Source organism: Geodermatophilus sp. DSM 45219 (genome assembly GCF_900104025.1).
GTDB lineage: Bacteria > Actinomycetota > Actinomycetes > Mycobacteriales > Geodermatophilaceae > Geodermatophilus.
In genome coordinates, this window is sequence record NZ_FNIQ01000008.1 from 160,745 (window position 1) to 177,747 (window position 17,003).

The 17,003-nt window shown below is 75.0% G+C and carries 16 protein-coding genes; 13 read left to right on the forward strand and 3 right to left on the reverse strand.

Annotated features, from left to right (window positions below; all coding sequences use genetic code 11):
* Nucleotides 1-327 (reverse strand): PDGLE domain-containing protein, encoded by a 327-nt coding sequence (locus BLR12_RS24745; protein ID WP_176832641.1) that lies wholly within the window; start codon nt 325-327, stop codon nt 1-3.
* 68 nt (nt 328-395) lie between these two features.
* Nucleotides 396-1,097: an energy-coupling factor ABC transporter permease gene (locus BLR12_RS24750; RefSeq protein WP_176832642.1), complete on the reverse strand. Its 702-nt coding sequence runs from the start codon at nt 1,095-1,097 to the stop codon at nt 396-398.
* A 349-nt stretch (nt 1,098-1,446) separates the two neighbouring features.
* On the opposite strand from BLR12_RS24750, the gene BLR12_RS22230 reads away from it, so the two are divergent.
* From BLR12_RS22230 to BLR12_RS22265, 8 genes are all read left to right on the forward strand, one after another.
* Nucleotides 1,447-2,811 carry an ammonium transporter gene (locus BLR12_RS22230; protein WP_091382562.1) on the forward strand — a complete coding sequence of 455 codons (1,365 nt, stop codon included), beginning with the start codon at nt 1,447-1,449 and terminating at the stop codon, nt 2,809-2,811.
* Nucleotides 2,808-3,146, forward strand: coding sequence for a P-II family nitrogen regulator (locus BLR12_RS22235; RefSeq protein ID WP_091382564.1), 339 nt, complete (start codon nt 2,808-2,810; stop codon nt 3,144-3,146). The genes BLR12_RS22230 and BLR12_RS22235 overlap by 4 nt, the downstream gene beginning before the upstream one ends.
* A gap of 148 nt (nt 3,147-3,294) precedes the next feature.
* Nucleotides 3,295-5,658, forward strand: a complete 2,364-nt coding sequence (locus tag BLR12_RS22240) for a [protein-PII] uridylyltransferase (RefSeq protein WP_091382566.1) — start codon at nt 3,295-3,297, stop codon at nt 5,656-5,658.
* An 86-nt stretch (nt 5,659-5,744) separates the two neighbouring features.
* Nucleotides 5,745-5,963, forward strand: a complete 219-nt coding sequence (locus BLR12_RS22245; RefSeq protein ID WP_091382568.1) for a hypothetical protein — start codon at nt 5,745-5,747, stop codon at nt 5,961-5,963.
* 231 nt (nt 5,964-6,194) lie between these two features.
* Complete coding sequence (gene ffh, locus BLR12_RS22250) at nt 6,195-7,787, forward strand: signal recognition particle protein (protein WP_091382570.1); 1,593 nt, start codon at nt 6,195-6,197, stop codon at nt 7,785-7,787.
* Nucleotides 7,784-8,866 (forward strand): amidohydrolase family protein, encoded by a 1,083-nt coding sequence (locus BLR12_RS22255; protein WP_218120786.1) that lies wholly within the window; start codon nt 7,784-7,786, stop codon nt 8,864-8,866. The genes ffh and BLR12_RS22255 overlap by 4 nt, the downstream gene beginning before the upstream one ends.
* Before the next feature lie 88 nt (nt 8,867-8,954).
* On the forward strand, nt 8,955-9,512 hold the full coding sequence (locus BLR12_RS22260) for a hypothetical protein (protein ID WP_091382572.1): 558 nt from the start codon (nt 8,955-8,957) through the stop codon (nt 9,510-9,512).
* 144 nt (nt 9,513-9,656) lie between these two features.
* Nucleotides 9,657-11,426: a proline--tRNA ligase gene (locus tag BLR12_RS22265; protein WP_091382575.1), complete on the forward strand. Its 1,770-nt coding sequence runs from the start codon at nt 9,657-9,659 to the stop codon at nt 11,424-11,426.
* Here BLR12_RS22265 and BLR12_RS22270 read toward each other — a convergent pair.
* Nucleotides 11,399-12,340 carry an AraC-like ligand-binding domain-containing protein gene (locus BLR12_RS22270; RefSeq protein WP_091382577.1) on the reverse strand — a complete coding sequence of 314 codons (942 nt, stop codon included), beginning with the start codon at nt 12,338-12,340 and terminating at the stop codon, nt 11,399-11,401. The genes BLR12_RS22265 and BLR12_RS22270 overlap by 28 nt on opposite strands.
* Before the next feature lie 197 nt (nt 12,341-12,537).
* Here BLR12_RS22270 and BLR12_RS22275 point away from each other — a divergent pair, with 197 nt between their 5' ends.
* From BLR12_RS22275 to trmD, 5 genes are all read left to right on the forward strand, one after another.
* On the forward strand, nt 12,538-14,664 hold the full coding sequence (locus tag BLR12_RS22275; protein WP_091382688.1) for a molybdopterin-containing oxidoreductase family protein: 2,127 nt from the start codon (nt 12,538-12,540) through the stop codon (nt 14,662-14,664).
* 341 nt (nt 14,665-15,005) lie between these two features.
* Nucleotides 15,006-15,446: a 30S ribosomal protein S16 gene (rpsP, locus tag BLR12_RS22280; protein ID WP_091382578.1), complete on the forward strand. Its 441-nt coding sequence runs from the start codon at nt 15,006-15,008 to the stop codon at nt 15,444-15,446.
* Between the two features lie 3 nt (nt 15,447-15,449).
* Nucleotides 15,450-15,686: an RNA-binding protein gene (locus BLR12_RS22285; RefSeq protein WP_012949998.1), complete on the forward strand. Its 237-nt coding sequence runs from the start codon at nt 15,450-15,452 to the stop codon at nt 15,684-15,686.
* 25 nt (nt 15,687-15,711) lie between these two features.
* The gene (gene rimM, locus BLR12_RS22290) at nt 15,712-16,245 is read left to right on the forward strand and encodes a ribosome maturation factor RimM (protein WP_091382580.1); all 534 of its coding nucleotides are present in this window, start codon (nt 15,712-15,714) and stop codon (nt 16,243-16,245) included.
* Nucleotides 16,242-16,985, forward strand: coding sequence for a tRNA (guanosine(37)-N1)-methyltransferase TrmD (trmD, locus tag BLR12_RS22295; RefSeq protein ID WP_091382582.1), 744 nt, complete (start codon nt 16,242-16,244; stop codon nt 16,983-16,985). Before rimM ends, trmD begins: the two co-directional genes overlap by 4 nt.
* Nucleotides 16,986-17,003: the final 18 nt, after the last annotated feature.

Genomic DNA, 17,003 nt, shown 5'->3' on the forward strand with positions numbered 1-17,003 from the left:
TCAGTCCGCCGCGCTCGCGCTGTCCCGGCCGCGGCGGCGCAGCAGCAGCGCCAGCCCGCCGGCGACCAGCAGGGTCACCAGCACCCCGACGACCCCGGCGAGCCCGCCGGAGAGCCGCTCGGAGCCGACGCCGGCCACGCCGTAGTCGGCCAGCGGGGAGGTCGTGGCCGCGCTGTCCTCCGCGGTGTCGAGGAAGCCGGCCTGCTCGGCGGCCCACTCCAGCCCGTCGGGGGAGCCGCTGGCGTACCAGCTGACCACCCCGGCCACCAGGAGGGCGACGGCCAGGCCGGCCACCCAGAGGGCGCGCTCCCGCCTCACGGTTCCCACGGGTTCGCTCACGCTGGCCGCTCCGCTCCTCGCTCGTTCCTCGCTGCGATGCTCACGCCCGGCTCCGCTCACCGGGCACCCGCCGGCACCGAGGCGGGCCGCTCGGCCAGCAGGGTGGCCCGGCGCAGCGCGCGGGCGCCGTGCACCAGGTCGGGGCGGACCGCGAGGACGGCGCCGACGACCGCGACGGTGATGGCGGCCTCGCCGAGCCCGATGAGCACGTGCACGCCGCCCATGGCGGCGGCCACCGTGCCCACGGCGACGTCGGCGACCCCGCCGACCGCGAACAGGCCCACGAAAGCCAGCGCCGCGACGGGCACCGAGAGGAAGGCGCCCGTGCCGGCCGCGGTGAGCACCCCCGTGCGGGTCTTCGGCAGCACGGCGGCGAGCAGCCGGAACACCGCCCAGCCCACCGCCACGGCGACCAGTCCGAGCAGGGTCACGTTGGTGCCCAGGGCCGTCAGCCCGCCGTCGGCGAACAGCAGCGCCTGCACCACCAGGACGACGGTCATGCAGAGGACCGCCGTCCAGGGGCCGACCAGGACGGCGGCGAGCACCCCGCCCATCAGGTGGCCGCTGGTCCCGGCACCGACCGGGAAGTTGACCATCTGCACCGCGAAGACGAAGGCGGCCGTGAGGCCCGCCAGGGGAGCGGCCCGCTCGTCCAGCTCGCGCCGGGCACCGCGCAGGGCGAGGGCGACGCCACCGGCGGCCACGGCCGCGGTCGCGGCCGACGTCGGCGCGTCGAGGAACCCGTCGGGAACGTGCACGCTGCCTCCTCGCAGGAGAGCTGCCCTGCCCGTGCGGCGGGCGACTGCCGGCGACCTTATTGCAGCCCGGTCGCAGTTGCACTTCCCTTGCAACAAGGCGCAACGGGCACCCGGCCCCCGGTCGCGCAACACGACCGGAACGCAGGGGCCGGACACGCGGCGCGGAGTTCACCGCCCGGAAACAGCGGCGTGCCGGTCGCCGAAACGTGCCGACGGCACGGTGGACGCCACGTCGCCCCTCCACGGAGGACGGGCGCCGGTCAGCCCCCCGGTCCGGGCGCCTCCGCGCCCGACCCCGCTCCGTGGCCCGCGCCCGCCGCCGGCCACACCGATCCGTCAGGAGGTTGCCGTGGACACCGGCGACACCGCGTGGGTCCTCGCCAGCGCCGCCCTGGTGCTGTTCATGACCCCCGGACTGGCGCTCTTCTACGGCGGCATGGTCCGCGCGAAGAGCGTGCTCAACATGATGATGATGAGCTTCGGCGCGCTGGCCCTGATCAGCGTGCTGTGGGTGCTCTACGGCTACTCGATGGCCTTCGGGGACGACGTCGGCGGGGGCCTGCTCGGCGACCCGTTCGAGTTCTTCGGCCTGTCCTCGCTGCTGGGCACCAGCGGCCTGGACGGCGGCTTCCAGCCCGAGAGCCTGGTCTTCACGGTGCCCTCGATGGCCTTCGTCGCCTTCCAGGCGATGTTCGCCATCCTCACCGTCGCGCTGATCTCCGGCGCCATCGCCGACCGGGCCCGCTTCGGTCCGTGGATGGTCTTCGCCGGGGTCTGGGCGACGCTGGTGTACTTCCCGGTCGCCCACTGGGTCTTCGCCTTCGACGGCGCGGAGTCCGAGACCGGCGGCTGGATCGCCAACGACCTGCTGGCCATCGACTTCGCCGGCGGCACCGCGGTGCACGTCAACGCCGGTGCGGCGGGCCTGGCGCTGGCCCTGGTGCTGGGCAAGCGGCGCGGCTTCGGCCGGGACCCGATGCGCCCGCACAACCTGCCGCTGGTGATGATCGGCGCCGGCATCCTGTGGTTCGGCTGGTTCGGCTTCAACGCCGGCTCGGCGCTGGCCGCCAACGGCCAGGCCGCCGAGGTCTTCGTGACCACGCTGGTCGCCACCGGTGCCGCGACCCTCGGCTGGCTGCTCATCGAGAAGCTGCGCGACGGCCACGCCACCTCGCTGGGCGCGGCCTCCGGCGTCGTCGCCGGCCTGGTCGCCATCACCCCCGCCTGTTCCTCGGTGACCCCGCTCGGCGCGATCGCCATCGGCTTCGTCGCCGGCATCGTCTGCGCCCTCGCCGTCGGCCTGAAGTACCGGCTGGGCTACGACGACTCGCTCGACGTCGTCGGCGTCCACCTCGCCGGCGGGATCTGGGGCACCCTGGCCGTGGGCCTGTTCGCCTCGGCGTCCACCACGGCCGGCGTCGACGGCCTCTTCTACGGCGGCGGGGTCGACCAGCTGTGGCGGCAGGCGCTGGGCGCCGGCGTCGTGCTGGTCTACTCGTTCGTGCTCACCCTGGTCATCGGCCTCGCCATCGCCAAGACCATGCGCTTCCGGGTGGCCGAGCAGGACGAGGTCACCGGCATCGACTCCGTCGTGCACGCTGAGACCGGCTACGACCTCGACTCCCTCGGCGGCGGGCGCAGCGCCACCCCGGGTGGTCAGGCGCACGCCGAGGCTCGGGGTATGACCGTTCCGACCGAGAGGAGCCGGGCGTGAAGCTCGTCACCGCCATCGTCAAGCCGTTCAAGCTCGACGACGTCAAGAACGCCCTCGAGCTGATCGGCATCGCCGGGCTCACCGTCAGCGAGGTCCAGGGCTTCGGCCGCCAGCGGGGCCACACCGAGGTCTACCGCGGTGCGGAGTACCAGGTGGACTTCGTGCCGAAGGTCCGCATCGAGGTCGTCGTCGACGAGATCGAGGCCGCCCGCGTCGTCGACGCGATCGTCGAGGCCGCCTCCACCGGCCAGATCGGCGACGGGAAGGTCTGGGTCACGACGATCGACGAGATCGTGCGGGTCCGCACCGGCGAACGCGGCGCCGACGCCCTGTAGTCGAAGGACCCCCTCGCCCCCACCCCTCGCACGCTCGGGGCGGGACCCTGCACGGGGGCCACGACAGCGGTCGGCCGGGGTGGGAGGAGCACCTGCCACCCCGGCCGGCGTCGTCCCAGGAGCAGGTGCCGACCACCGAGGGGGAGACGTGCTGGACACCGGGTCGCTGCCCGCACTGCCGCGGGCCGAGCGCGAGAAGGTGCTCGACACCTGGCTCGCCGGCCTGCTGGACGAGGCGGTCGCGGGCACGCCGCCACCCCGGCCGCGCCGCGGCGGGCCGCCACCGCGCACCGGCACCGACGGCGTCGCGCTCGTGGCCGTCGGCAGCCTCGGCCGCCGGGAGCCCCCGCCGCACGGGGACCTGGACCTCGTCCTGGTCCACGAGGGGCGCCCGGAGATCGCCGCCCTCGCCGACGCGGTCTGGTACCCGATCTGGGACGCCGGCCTGCGGCTGGACCACTCGGTGCGCACCCTGGCCGAGGCGGTGGGCGTCGCCTCCACCGACGTCAAGGCCGGGCTCGGGCTGCTCGACGTCCGGTTCGTCGCCGGGGACGCCGGCCTGGCGGCCGCCCTGCGCACGGCCACCCTCGGCAGCTGGCGGCAGTCGGCGTCCCGGCTGCTGCCCCAGCTGCGCGACCTCCGCCGCGGTCGCGCCCGGCAGGTTGGCGAGCTGGCCTTCCTCCTCGAACCCGACCTCAAGGAGGCCTACGGCGGCCTGCGGGAGGGGCAGGTGCTGCGCGCGGTCGCCGCGGCCCAGCTGGCCGACGAGCCCACCGCGGAGGCCGAGGAGGCCTACGCCTTCCTGCTCGACGTCCGCGACGAGCTGCGCCGGCGGTCGGGCCGGCCGACCGACGTGCTGGTGCGGCAGGAGCAACGGCCGGTCGCCGTCGCGCTCGGCCTGCCCGACGAGGACGCGCTGCTGCGCGAGGTGAGCCTGGCCGGGCGCCGGCTCGCCTTCGTCGCCGACGAGACCTGGCGGCGGGTGGAGGCCGCGCTGGTCCGCCGTCCCCGCGGCCGGTACCGCCGGGTGCGCCGGGAGCCGCTGGCCGAGGGTGTGGTGCGCCAGGGCGACGAGGTCGTGCTCGCCCGCGACGCGCGGCCCGCCGCCGACCCCGGACTGGTGCTGCGCGGTGCGGCCGCCGCCGCGCGTGCGGACCTGCTGCTGTCGCCGTACACGCTCAAGGTGCTCGCCGTGCACTCCCCGCCGGTGCCCGAGCCCTGGCCGGCGGAGGTGCGCTGGTCGTTCCTGCGGCTGCTGGCCAGCGGCCGGTCCGCGGTCCCGGTGCTCGAGCAGCTGGACCAGGAGGGGCTGCTGTCCCGGCTGCTGCCCGAGTGGGACCGGGTCCGCTCGCTGCCGCAGCGCCACCCGTGGCACCGCTTCACCGTCGACCGGCACCTGGTGGAGGCCGCCGCGGCCGCCGCCGAGCTGACCCGGGACGTCGACCGGCCCGACCTGCTGCTGGTCGGCGCGCTGCTGCACGACATCGGCAAGGGGTGGCCCGGCGACCACAGCGAGGTGGGCGAGCCGATCGCGGCCCAGGTCGCCACGCGGATGGGCTTCTCCGGGGCCGACGTCGCCACCCTCGCCGCGATGGTGCGCCACCACCTGCTGCTGCCCGACACCGCCACCCGTCGCGACATCGACGACCCGGCGACCGTCGACAGGGTGGCGGCGACCCTCGGGGACGACCCGGCGCTGCTGCACCTGCTGCACGCCCTCGCACAGGCCGACGGCGCCGCGACCAGCTCCTCGGCGTGGTCGCCGTGGAAGGCCCACCTGGTCGCCGCGCTGGTCGCCCGCGTGCAGGCCCGGCTCGGGGGCGCGCCGGTCCCGGAGCCCGAGCCGGTGCTGCACCCGGGGGAGCCGCAGGTGAGCACCGACGCGTCGGCGGCCATCTCCGTCGGCGTGGAGGACGTCGCCGACGGCCAGCAGGTGACGATCGTCGCCCCCGACCGGCACGGCCTGTTCAGCCAGCTCGCCGGGGTGCTGGCGCTCAACCAGCTCGACGTGCGGGCCGCGAAGGTCAACGTGGTCGGGGACCGGGCCACCGCCGTCTTCGCCGTCCGGCCGCGGTTCGGGCGGGCGCCGGTGGCCACGATCCTGGCCGACGCCGTGCGGGCGGCGCTGGAGGGCACGCTGCCGCTGGCCGACCGGCTGCGGCAGCGGGAGGCCGACTACCGGCAGGACGCCGCCCGCGCCACGCCGCCGCGGGTCTCCTGGCACAACGGCGAGGTCACCGGCGACGCGACCGGCATCGTCGAGGTCCGCGCGGGGGACCGGGCCGGGCTGCTCTACCGGCTCACCGCGGCGCTGGTCACCGAGGGCCTCGACGTCACCTCGGCGCGGATCGAGACCCTCGGAGCCGACGCGGCCGACCACTTCTACGTGGCCAACCCCTCGGGGGAGCCGATCGGCGCCGAGCAGCGGTCCCGGGTCGAGGCCGCGCTGGCCGCCGCCGTCCGCGGGGCGGTGCCCGACCCGGTGGCCGGCCGGGGGGACACGCCGGGCTGAGGTCCGCGGTCCTGTCGTACCCCCGTGCCACCGTCGGAGACGAGCGGGACGGAACGGTCCCCGACGACCGCAGGGAGGCACCGCGCATGACCGGCCAGTCCTTGGACGTCGCCGCAGCCGACGGCAGGGTGTGGGCCTGCCCGTCCTGCGACGGCGAGCGCGAGTTCGTCCAGCCGCCGTGCATCGACGGCCACACCGACGACGGCGGCGAGTGCCCCGAGTGGGCCTGCGCCGACTGCGGGACGGCGGTGTCCACGGCCGCCCCGCTGGCCGCCGCGGCGCTGCCTGTCCGCCACGCCGCCTGAAGAAGGACCACCGTTCCCCCCACGCCTCGCAGGCTCGGCGCGGGCCCCTGGACGGTGGCCGTTCCAGCACGTCACCGGGGGCCGGCCGGCCGATCCCACCGGCGCGGGCCCCGCGCTCGTTAGGCTGGACCGGAGGTGGCGCGACGGCCCCGGGGCTCCCCGGACGCCGGAGGCCGAGCAGCCGGTCGAGCGACCGGCCGGCCGCGCCCACGAGCTCTGCGAGGACGTGCTGTGTTCGAGACCCTCTCCGACCGTCTGGACAAGGTCTTCAGCGGCCTGCGCGGCAAGGGCCGGCTCACCGAGGCCGACATCGACGCGACCGCGCGCGAGATCCGCATCGCCCTGCTCGAGGCCGACGTCGCCCTGCCGGTGGTGCGGACGTTCATCAACGCGGTCAAGGAGCGGGCGCGCGGCGCCGAGGTCTCCCAGGCGCTGAACCCCGCGCAGCAGGTCATCAAGATCGTCAACGAGGAGCTCGTCGACATCCTCGGCGGCGAGACCCGGCGGCTGCGCTTCGCCAAGCAGTCGCCCACGGTGATCATGCTGGCCGGTCTGCAGGGTGCCGGTAAGACCACCCTGGCCGGCAAGCTCGGCCGCTGGCTGAAGTCGCAGGGGCACACGCCGCTGCTGGTGGCCGCCGACCTGCAGCGGCCCAACGCGGTCAACCAGCTCTCCATCGTCGCCGGCCAGGCCGGGGTCGACGTCTACGCGCCCGAGCCGGGCAACGGGGTGGGCGACCCGATCCGCGTCGCCGCCGACTCGATCGAGCACGCCCGGCGCACGATGCACGACGTCGTCGTCGTCGACACCGCCGGCCGGCTGGGCATCGACGCCGAGCTGATGGCGCAGGCGGCCGGCATCCGGGACGTCGTCCGGCCCGACGAGACCCTGTTCGTCGTCGACGCGATGATCGGTCAGGACGCCGTCACCACCGCCGAGGCGTTCCGCGACGGCGTGGGGTTCACCGGCGTCGTCCTCACCAAGCTCGACGGCGACGCCCGCGGTGGTGCCGCGCTCTCGGTCCGCCACGTGACCGGCCAGCCGATCATGTTCGCCTCCACCGGCGAGAAGCTCACCGACTTCGACGTCTTCCACCCCGAGCGGATGGCCTCGCGCATCCTCGGCATGGGCGACGTGCTCACCCTCATCGAGCAGGCCGAGCAGGCCTTCGACGCCGACCAGGCCGAGAAGATGGCCGGCAAGCTGGTCAGCCGCGAGGGCTTCACCCTCGAGGACTTCCTCGAGCAGATGATGGCCATCCGCAAGATGGGGCCGATCGCCAACCTGCTCGGCATGCTGCCCGGCGCCGGGCAGATGAAGGAGCAGCTCAAGCAGGTCGACGACCGCGACCTGGACCGCACCGCGGCGATCATCCGCTCGATGACCCCCGAGGAGCGGGTCAACTCCAAGATCATCAACGCGTCGCGGCGGGTACGCATCGCCAACGGCTCGGGCGTGACCGTCACCGAGGTCAACGCGCTGCTGGAGCGCTTCGCGCAGGCCCAGAAGATGATGGGCCAGATGGCCGGCAGCATGGGGCTGCCCGGCATGGGCCCGATGTCGAAGAAGGCCCGCGGGCGGCAGATGCAGGCCCAGTCGAAGAAGGGCAAGAAGGGCAAGGGCGGCGGCAAGGGCCGCGGCGGCCCCGCCCGCCGGCCCGCGGGTGCGCCGGCGCTGCCCCCGGGTGCCGGCAACCCCTTCGGCGGCGGGTTCCCGGGCGGCGGGATGCCGGGCGGGATGCCCGGTCTGCCGCCGGGCCAGGGCCTGCCCGACCTCACCAAGCTGAACTTCAACCAGCCCGGGGACGAGCGGCCCGGCCGGTGAGCGCGCCGGCGCTGCACCTGGCCGGCGTGGTGCTCCCCGCCGGCGAGCACCGTGACCTGTGGGTCCGCGACGGGCGGATCACGTTCGAGCCGGTCCCGGGTGCCGAGACGGTGAGCCGAGACGGCTGGCTGGTGCCCGGCCTGGTCGACGCGCACTGCCACGTGGGCATCGGCCGCGGCGGAGGGCTCGTCGAGGACCTCACCGAGCTGCGCGGGCAGGCCCTCACCGAGCGGGACGCCGGTGTGCTGGCGCTGCGCGACTGCGGGTCCCCGGTCGACACCCGCGTCCTGAACGACGAGCCGGACCTGCCGCGGATCATCCGCGCCGGACGGCACATCGCCCGCACCCGCCGCTACATCCCCGGCCTGGCGGTCGAGATCGAGCCCGGCGCCCTGGTCGAGCAGGTGCGGGCGCAGGCCCGCCGCGGCGACGGCTGGGTGAAGCTGGTGGGGGACTGGATCGACCGGGGCGTCGGCGACCTGGCGCCGGAGTGGCCGGCCGACGTCCTCACCGCCGCGATCGCCGCGGCGCACGAGGAGGGCGCCCGGGTCACCGCGCACACCTTCGGCACCGACGCCCTGCCCGACCTGATCGGCGCGGGCATCGACTGCATCGAGCACGGCACCGGGCTCACCGAGGAGCTCGTCGGCCAGATGGCCGCCCGCGGCACCGCCGTCGTCCCGACGCTGGTCAACGTGGAGAACTTCCCCGGCTTCGCGGCGGCGGGGGAGCAGAAGTTCCCCACGTACGCGAGCACGATGCGGCGGCTGCACGCCTCCTCCGGCGCCGTCGTGCGGGCCGCGTACGAGGCGGGGGTGCCGGTCTTCGCCGGCACCGACGCCGGCGGCGGCATCGACCACGGCCGGATCGCCGACGAGGTGCGGGCGCTGCACATGGCCGGCCTGCCCGCCGAGGCGGCGGTGGCGGCGGCCTCGTGGTCGGCCCGCTCCTGGCTCGGGCTGCCCTGCATCGAGGAGGGCGCCCCGGCCGACCTGGTGGTCTACGACGGCGACCCGCGCGCCGACCTCGACACCCTGGCCCGCCCGCGACGCGTCGTGCTGCGCGGTCGGGTCGTCTAGTCCCCCCAGGTCAGGGGGATGATCATCTCGGCGATCCTCGTCAGTCTCATCGCGTGGCCTCGACCTGCGCGATGAGGACGTCTGCGGCGTGAAGCGAGCTGCTGCGTTCGGCGCTCTGTGGACCGCCTCGGCCGCCGCGGCCGTCGGCCTCGGGTTCCTCGCCGTGTCCCTCGTCGACGCGGACGCCTCGCCGGTCGCGCAACCCGCGGCCACCGGGTCGGTGACCGCGGCTCCTTCCGCGTCCTCGCCGTCCGGCTCGGGCTCCCACGACGTGGCGGCGCCCACGCCGACGTCCCCGCCCTCGGTCACGGTCTCCACCTCGGCCTCCGGTGAGTACGCCACCGTGGGCGGCACGGTCTTCGCCTCCTGCGACGGCGGGCTCCTCCAGGTGGGGACCGCCCCCGCGGCCGGCTGGTGGGTCGACGACCAGGACCAGCACGGTGAGGTCGAGTTCGCGAGCCCCACGCGCGAGGTGGAGGTGCACGTCGCCTGCGGCGACGGCGTCCCGGCCTTCCGCGACGAGGGCGTACGGGCCGGCGGGGACGAGCCGGAGGCCGCCGGCTCGTCGTCCTCCCCGGCGTCGCCGTCCCCGGGGGCCGACGACTCCGCCGGCCGGGTCGGCGAGGACTCCGGCTCCGACGACTGACCCGCGCCCCACAGGCCCACTGCCGGGCTCGGTGACCCCCCGCACCGAGCCCGGCAGTGCTCTGTCCTCCGTCGCCCTCCGGGCCCGCCGACGGCACGGCAAACCCAGCGGCGACCCGGCGGGGCCGCCTGGGAGACTCGTCGCGTGTTGTTGCGGATGTCCACCCTCTTCCTGCGCACCCTGCGCGACGACCCGGCCGACGCCGAGGTCCCCAGCCACCGCCTGCTCGTGCGGGCCGGCTACATCCGGCGGGCCGCGCCGGGTGGCTTCACCTGGCTGCCGCTGGGCTACCGCGTCTTCCGCAACGTCGAGCGGGTGGTCCGCGAGGAGATGGACCGGATGGGCGCCCAGGAAGTGCACTTCCCGGCGCTGCTGCCGCGCGAGCCCTACGAGGCCACCAACCGCTGGACCGAGTACGGCCCCAACCTCTTCCGGTTGCAGGACCGCCGCGGCGCGGACTACCTGCTCGGCCCCACCCACGAGGAGATGTTCACGCTCCTGGTGAAGGACCTGTACTCGTCGTACAAGGACCTGCCGCTGTCGCTGTACCAGATCCAGACCAAGTACCGGGACGAGGCGAGGCCGCGGGCCGGGCTGTTCCGCGGCCGCGAGTTCACGATGAAGGACAGCTACTCCTTCGACGTCGACGACGCCGGGCTCGACAAGAGCTACGCCGCCCACCGGGACGCCTACATCCGCGTCTTCGACCGGCTCGGCCTGGACTACGTCATCGTCTCGGCGATGTCGGGGGCCATGGGCGGGTCCAGGAGCGAGGAGTTCCTGCACCCCACCCCGATCGGCGAGGACACCTTCGTGCGCTCGGCCGGTGGCTACGCGGCCAACGTCGAGGCGGTGACCACCGTCGTCCCCGACGAGGTACCGCTCGAGGGCCTGCCGGCCGCCCACGTCGAGGACACCCCCGACACCCCGACCATCGAGACGCTCGTCGCGGTCGCGCAGCAGCTGTTCCCCGACGCCGGCCACACCGCGGCGGACACGCTGAAGAACGTCGTCGTCACGCTGGTGCACCCCGACGGCACCCGCGAGCCACTGGTCGTCGGCATCCCCGGCGACCGGGAGGTCGACACCAAGCGGCTCGAGGCGCAGCTCGCGCCCGCCGAGGTCGAGCCGTTCGCCGACTTCGAGGGCCACCCGGAGCTGGTCAAGGGCTACATCGGGCCGCAGGTCCTGGGGACCGACAGCGCGTCCGGCATCCGCTTCCTCGTCGACCCCCGCGTGGTGACCGGCACCCGTTGGATCACCGGGGCCAACGAGCCGGGGAAGCACGTGTTCGACCTGGTCGCCGGCCGCGACTTCACCTGGGACGGCGTCATCGAGGCCGCCGAGGTGCTCGCCGGTGACCCCGCCCCCGACGGGTCCGGCCCGCTGGAGCTGGCCCGCGGCGTGGAGCTGGGCCACATCTTCCAGCTGGGCCGGAAGTACGCCGCCGCCCTGGGTCTCGAGGTGCTCGACGAGAACGGCAGGCTGGTGACCGTCACCATGGGCTCGTACGGCATCGGCGTCTCCCGGGCCGTGGCGGCGATCGCCGAGTCGACCCACGACGAGCTCGGCCTGGTGTGGCCGCGGGAGGTCGCGCCCGCCGACGTGCACCTCGTCGCCACCGGCAAGGACGCCGCGGTCTTCGAGGCCGCCGAGTCGCTGGCGCAGGAGCTGGTCGCCGCCGGGCTCACCGTGCTCTACGACGACCGGCCCAAGGTCTCGCCCGGCGTGAAGTTCAAGGACGCGGAGCTGCTGGGGATGCCGACGATCGTGACCGTGGGCCGCGGGCTGGCCGGCGGCGTCCTGGAGCTGCGCGACCGGGCGACCGGGGAGCGCGAGGAGGTGCCGGTCGGTGAGGCGGCCGCGCGCGTGCTGGCCGCCGTCCGTCAGCCTCCGGCGGCCAGCGCCCGGTAGCGGGACGGCGTCATGCCGTAGGCCGCGCGGAAGGCGCGGCCGAACACCGACGGGTCGGTGAAGCCGCAGCGGTGCGCGACGGCGGCGAGCGGCAGCTCGCGCGCACCGCCGCGGGCCAGCTCCGCGTGGGCCCGTTCCAGCCGCCGGCGCACCACGTAGCGCGCCACCGTCTCCTCTTCCCCCGCGAACAGGCGGTGCAGCTGGCGCACCGAGATGAAGTGGGCCGCCGCGATCGCGCGGGGGTCCAGGTCCGGGTCGGCCAGGTGCTCCTCCACGTGCGTCCGGACGGCGGCGAGCAGCGCCCGGTCGGTCCGCGTCGCCCGCGACAGCGGTCCGGGGACGGCGCCGGCCGCCGTGGTGACCAGCTCGAGCAGCTCGCCGGCCAGCCGGTCGCCCGGGTCGGGGCCGACGACGTCGGCGCTGCCGACCAGGTCGCGCATCATCCGGCCGAGGACCCCCGTCAACCCGGAGGAACCGTCCATCCGCCGTGCGCTGAGCCCGTCGCCGGGGCCGACGGCGCCGGGCCGGCACCAGGTGAGCACCAGGAGTGACCAGGCTGGCGAGCCGCCGGTCCGCAGCTCCCAGGAGAAGGGCCGGTCGGTCTCGTAGACGGTGTAGTCGCCCGGTTCCAGCAGGCACTCGCGGCCGTCCTGCCGCACCCGTGCGGTGCCCTGCTCGAGGAGCCCGACCTGCACGTAGTGCCGGTGGTCGGACCGGGCGAGGCCCGGCGTGCGCACGGCCTGCTGGTCGAGCGACCGCACCCGCGACAGCTGCAGGGACCCCACGGTGCGGCTGCGGACCTCACCGGGCAGCGGGCCGTCGGAGCCGGGACGGACGTCGAGGTCGACGAAGTGCTCGCCGAGCAGCGCCCGCCAGGACCGGACGCCCTCGGCGCGGGCGGTCGATGTCGGCATGGGGCCTCGCTGACGGTCGGCCGCGCGTCCTGCGCGGCGCTTCCCCGGAACCTGCGGACGACGGGCCGAGGGTGCCACGCGGTCCGGGCCTGCGGAAGTGCGCCGACCCGGGCGCCGGCGGTCGAGGACCTGGCACGCAGCGTCGAGTCCCTCCGCGTGCGGCACGCCACGATCGCGGCGCCGTGGAGGAGGCGACCATGTCGGTGACCGACCTGCCCATGCCGGGGACGACGACGGTGCACGGGGCCTGCCCGCTGGACTGCCCGGACACCTGCGCGCTCGAGGTGACCGTCGAGGACGGCCGGGCCGTCCGGGTCCGCGGCGACCGCTCGCACCCGTACACCCGTGGCGGGCTCTGCGTGAAGATGAACGACTACGAGCGCACCGTGTACAGCCCCGACCGGGTGCTGTACCCGCTGCGGCGGACCGGGCCCAAGGGCAGCGGCCGGTTCGAGCGGATCTCGTGGGACGACGCGCTGGACGAGATCGCCGCGCGGTTCACCGAGATCGCCGAGACCTCCGGGCCCGAGGCGATCATGCCGGTCAGCTACCTGGGCACCCAGGGGATCCTCAACGGCCTCAACGTCGGTGACCCCTTCTTCAACCGGCTGGGCGCCACCATCAGCGAGCGCACCTACTGCGACTCGGGCTCGTGCACGGCCTACGCGATGACGGTGGGGGCGACCGCCGGCGTCGACCCGGAGTCCTTCGTGCACGCGCGCTACATCGTCATCTGGGCCAACAACATGCTCAGCACCAACCTGCACCTGTGGCCGTTCGTCGCCGAGGCGCAGCGGCGCGGGGCCAAGGTCGTCGTCATCGACCCCGTCCGCCACCGGACGGCGCAGCACGCCGACTGGTACATCCCCATCCGGCCCGGCACCGACGGCGCGCTGGCGCTGGCGATGATGCACGTGATCATCGGCGAGGGGCTGACCGACCAGGACTACGTCGCGCGGTACACGGTCGGCTTCGAGGAGCTGGCCGAGCGCGTGCGGGACTACACCCCCGAGTGGGCGAGCGGGGAGACCGGCATCCCCGCCGAGGACATCCGGACGCTGGCCCGCGAGTACGCCGCGGCCGAGCCCTCGGTCATCCGGATCGGGGTCGCGATCGAGCGGCACGCCGGCGGCGGGCAGACCGTGCGGGCGATCTCCTGCCTGCCGGCGCTCACCGGGGCGTGGCGCAGGCCCGGCGGCGGGCTCCTGCAGCTGCCGCTGTGGGCCTTCCCGGTCAACTGGCCGGCGTTCCTCGGTGCCGAGTTCATCCGCCCGGGCACCCGCGTGGTCAACCAGTGGCTGCTCGGTCGCGCGCTGACCGGCGAGCTGCAGCTGGACCCGCCGATCCGGGCGTTGACGGTCTACAACAGCAACCCGCTGGTGGTCTGCCCCGAGCAGGACCGCATGGTCGCCGGGCTCTCCCGCGAGGACCTGTTCACCGTGGTCAGCGAGCACTTCCTCACCGACACGGCCGACTACGCCGACATCGTGCTGCCGGCGACGACGCAGCTCGAGCAGCGGGACCTGATGTTCTCGTGGGGCCACCTCTACGTGACCATGAACGAGCCGGCGGTGGCGCCGCTGGGGGAGGCGGTGTCCAACACCGAGCTGTTCCGCCGGCTGGCCGCGCGGATGGGCTTCACCGAGCCCGTCTTCACCCGTACCGACGAGCAGATGGTCGCCGAGGCGTTCGACTGGTCCTCGCCCGTCCTCGACGGCATCACGCCGGAGACGCTGGCGCGGGACAGCTGGGCGCGGCTGCGGCTGCCCGAGCCCGACGCGTACGCCCCGCACGCCGAGGGCGGCTTCCCGACGCCGTCCGGCAAGGTGGAGTTCGTCTCCTCGGCCGCCGCGGGCGGCAACTTCGTCCTGCCGTTGTTCCGTCAGGGCTCCAACGAGCACCAGCCCGGCGAACCGGTGGACCCGCTGCCGCACTACGTGCCGCCGCGCGAGCGTCCGGACGGTCGGTACCCGCTGACGCTGCTGTCGCCCAAGTCGCACGCCTACCTCAACTCCAGTTTCGCCGACCGGCCCGGTCAGCAGCGGGTCCAGGGGGCCGCGGCCCTGCACATGCACCCCGAGGACGCCACGGCGCGGGGGCTGGCCGACGGTGCGGAGGTCCGCGTGGTCAACGACCGCGGCCGCTTCACGGCGCGGCTGCACGTCACGGCGGACGTCGCACCCGGCGTGGTGGTCTCGCCGATGGGCGCCTGGCGCAAGCACTCCGGCGGAGCGACGGTGAACGCGCTGAGCCCCTCGGTCTTCGCCGACCTGGGCCGGGCACCGACCTTCTCGGACAACCTCGTGGAGGTGGAGCCGGCCTGAGGGAGGACCGCGCTCCTCCCCGCGCCGCGCCAGCAGCCGGTCGCGCCCCCGCCAGGGGCCCGGCGCGGGCTGGGCGGGGGACGGGAGGACCGCCTCCCCCCGGCCCTCGCAGGCACGGGTGGAGGACCCCGTCCTCCTCACCCCTCGCAGGCCCGGGGTGGGCCTCGGGACGGGGCCGAGGGGCCGTGGTCCGCCATCTGGCACAATGGTCGGTCGAACACGGCGGTGGGCGGCCCTCTCACCGTTGCCGGCCGTGTCCAGCCGCACCGCCCCCGTCGTACCCCCACGCGTCGCCCCGGGCGGGCACACACGACCTGCGTTCGAGGAGAACACCACACACCGTGGCCACCAAGATCAAGCTCATGCGCCTGGGCAAGATGCGCGCGCCGTACTACCGCATCGTCGTCGCCGACTCCCGCACCAAGCGCGAGGGCCGCTCGATCGAGACGATCGGCAAGTACCACCCGAAGGAGGACCCCTCCTTCATCGAGGTCGACTCCGAGCGGGCGCAGTACTGGCTGGGTGTCGGCGCGCAGCCGACCGAGGCCGTCGCCGCCATCTTCCGCGTCACCGGTGACTGGCAGAAGTTCAAGGGCGAGGCCGCGCCGCCGCCCATGAAGGTCGCCGCCCCGAAGCCGGACAAGAAGGCCCTCTACGAGGAGGCCGTCCGCAACGCGGGCGAGGAGCCGGCCGCCGGCGCCACCACCCCGAAGAAGAAGGCCGCTCCCAAGGCCGACGACGCGGTGGCGACCGACGCCCCCGCCGAGACGCCCGCCGAGTAAGACGTGCTGGAAGAGGCGCTCGAGCACCTGGTCAAGGGCATCGTCGACCACCCCGAGGACGTCACGGTCGACCTGCTCAGCAACCGCCGTGGCAAGACCCTCGAGGTCCGGGTGCACCCCGACGACCTCGGCAAGGTCATCGGCCGCGGCGGCCGCACCGCCAAGGCGCTGCGCACCGTGATGACCGGTGTCGGCGGCCGTGGCCTGCGGGTCGACGTCGTCGACACCGACGGGCGCTGAGCGCCTCTCCCTGAGCACCACCCTGGTGAGCACCCAGCCAGACGACCCCACCGACACCGTGGTGGTCGGCCGCATCGGTCGGCCCCACGGTGTCCGTGGTGAGGTCACCGTCGAGGTCCGCACCGACGACCCCGACCTCCGCTTCGCCCCCGGCGCGGTCCTGCGCACCGAGCCCGCCGACCGCGGGCCGCTCACCGTCGCCGGCCGCCGCTGGCACCGCGAGGTCCTCCTGCTGGCCGTCGACGGCGTCGACAGCCGCGAGGCGGCCGAGGAGCTGCGCAACACCGAGCTGCACGTGCCGCTCGCCGACCTGCCCGCGCTGGAGGACCCGGACGTCTACTACGACCACCAGCTGGTGGGCCTGACCGCCCGGCTGCCCGACGGCACCGAGCTCGGCACCGTGGGCGCCGTCCGCCACGAGGGCGCCGACCTGCTCGTCGTCCGCCGGGTCGAGGGCGGGGAGCTGCTGGTGCCGTTCGTCACGGCCATCGTGCCGACCGTCGACGTCCCCGGCGGCGTCGTGGTGGTCGACCCGCCCGAGGGGCTGCTCGACCTGTGAGCGGGCCGTTCCGCATCGACGTCGTCACGATCTTCCCCGAGTACCTCGCCCCGCTGCGCCAGTCGCTGCTGGGCAGGGCCGCCGAGCGCGGCCTGGTGGGCGTGGGCGTCCACGACCTGCGGCAGTGGACCGACGACCTGCACCGCACCGTCGACGACGCCCCCTACGGCGGCGGCCCCGGCATGGTGATGAAGCCCGAGCCGTGGGCCCGCGCGATCGAGGCGGTCCGCCCGCCGGGCACCCGCCTGATCGTGCCGACCCCGGCCGGCCGGCTCTTCACCCAGGCGACGGCTGCCGAGTGGGCGGCCGAGCCCGGCCTGGTCTTCGCCTGCGGGCGCTACGAGGGCATCGACCAGCGGGTCGCCGACTGGGCCGCGGACGCCGGGCCGGTCTCCGAGGTGTCGATCGGCGACTACGTGCTGGCCGGCGGGGAGTCCGCGGTGCTGGTGATGGTCGAGGCGGTGACCCGCCTGCTGCCCGGCGTCGTCGGCAACCGCGAGTCGGTCGAGTACGACTCGCACGCCGACGGCCTGCTCGAGGGGCCCTCCTACACGCGGCCGGCGTCCTGGCGCGGTCACGACGTCCCCCCGGTGCTGCTGTCGGGTGACCACGCCGCGATCGCCCGGTGGCGGCGCGCGGAGTCGCTGCGCCGCACGGCGGCCCGGCGTCCGGACCTGCTGGCCGCCCTGCCCGACGCGGCGCTGTCCGACGCCGACCGCGCCGTCCTCGACGGGAACTGACGCCGGGGTGGCCGGACG

Excerpts from the sequence above, each read along its gene's own strand:
- BLR12_RS22245 (WP_091382568.1), top strand. The coding sequence starts at position 5,745 with ATGACCGGCCAGTCCTTGGACGTCGCCGCAGCCGACGGCAGGGTGTGG.
- BLR12_RS22275 (WP_091382688.1), top strand. The coding sequence starts at position 12,538 with ATGTCGGTGACCGACCTGCCCATGCCGGGGACGACGACGGTGCACGGG.
- BLR12_RS22270 (WP_091382577.1), bottom strand. The coding sequence starts at position 12,340 with ATGCCGACATCGACCGCCCGCGCCGAGGGCGTCCGGTCCTGGCGGGCG.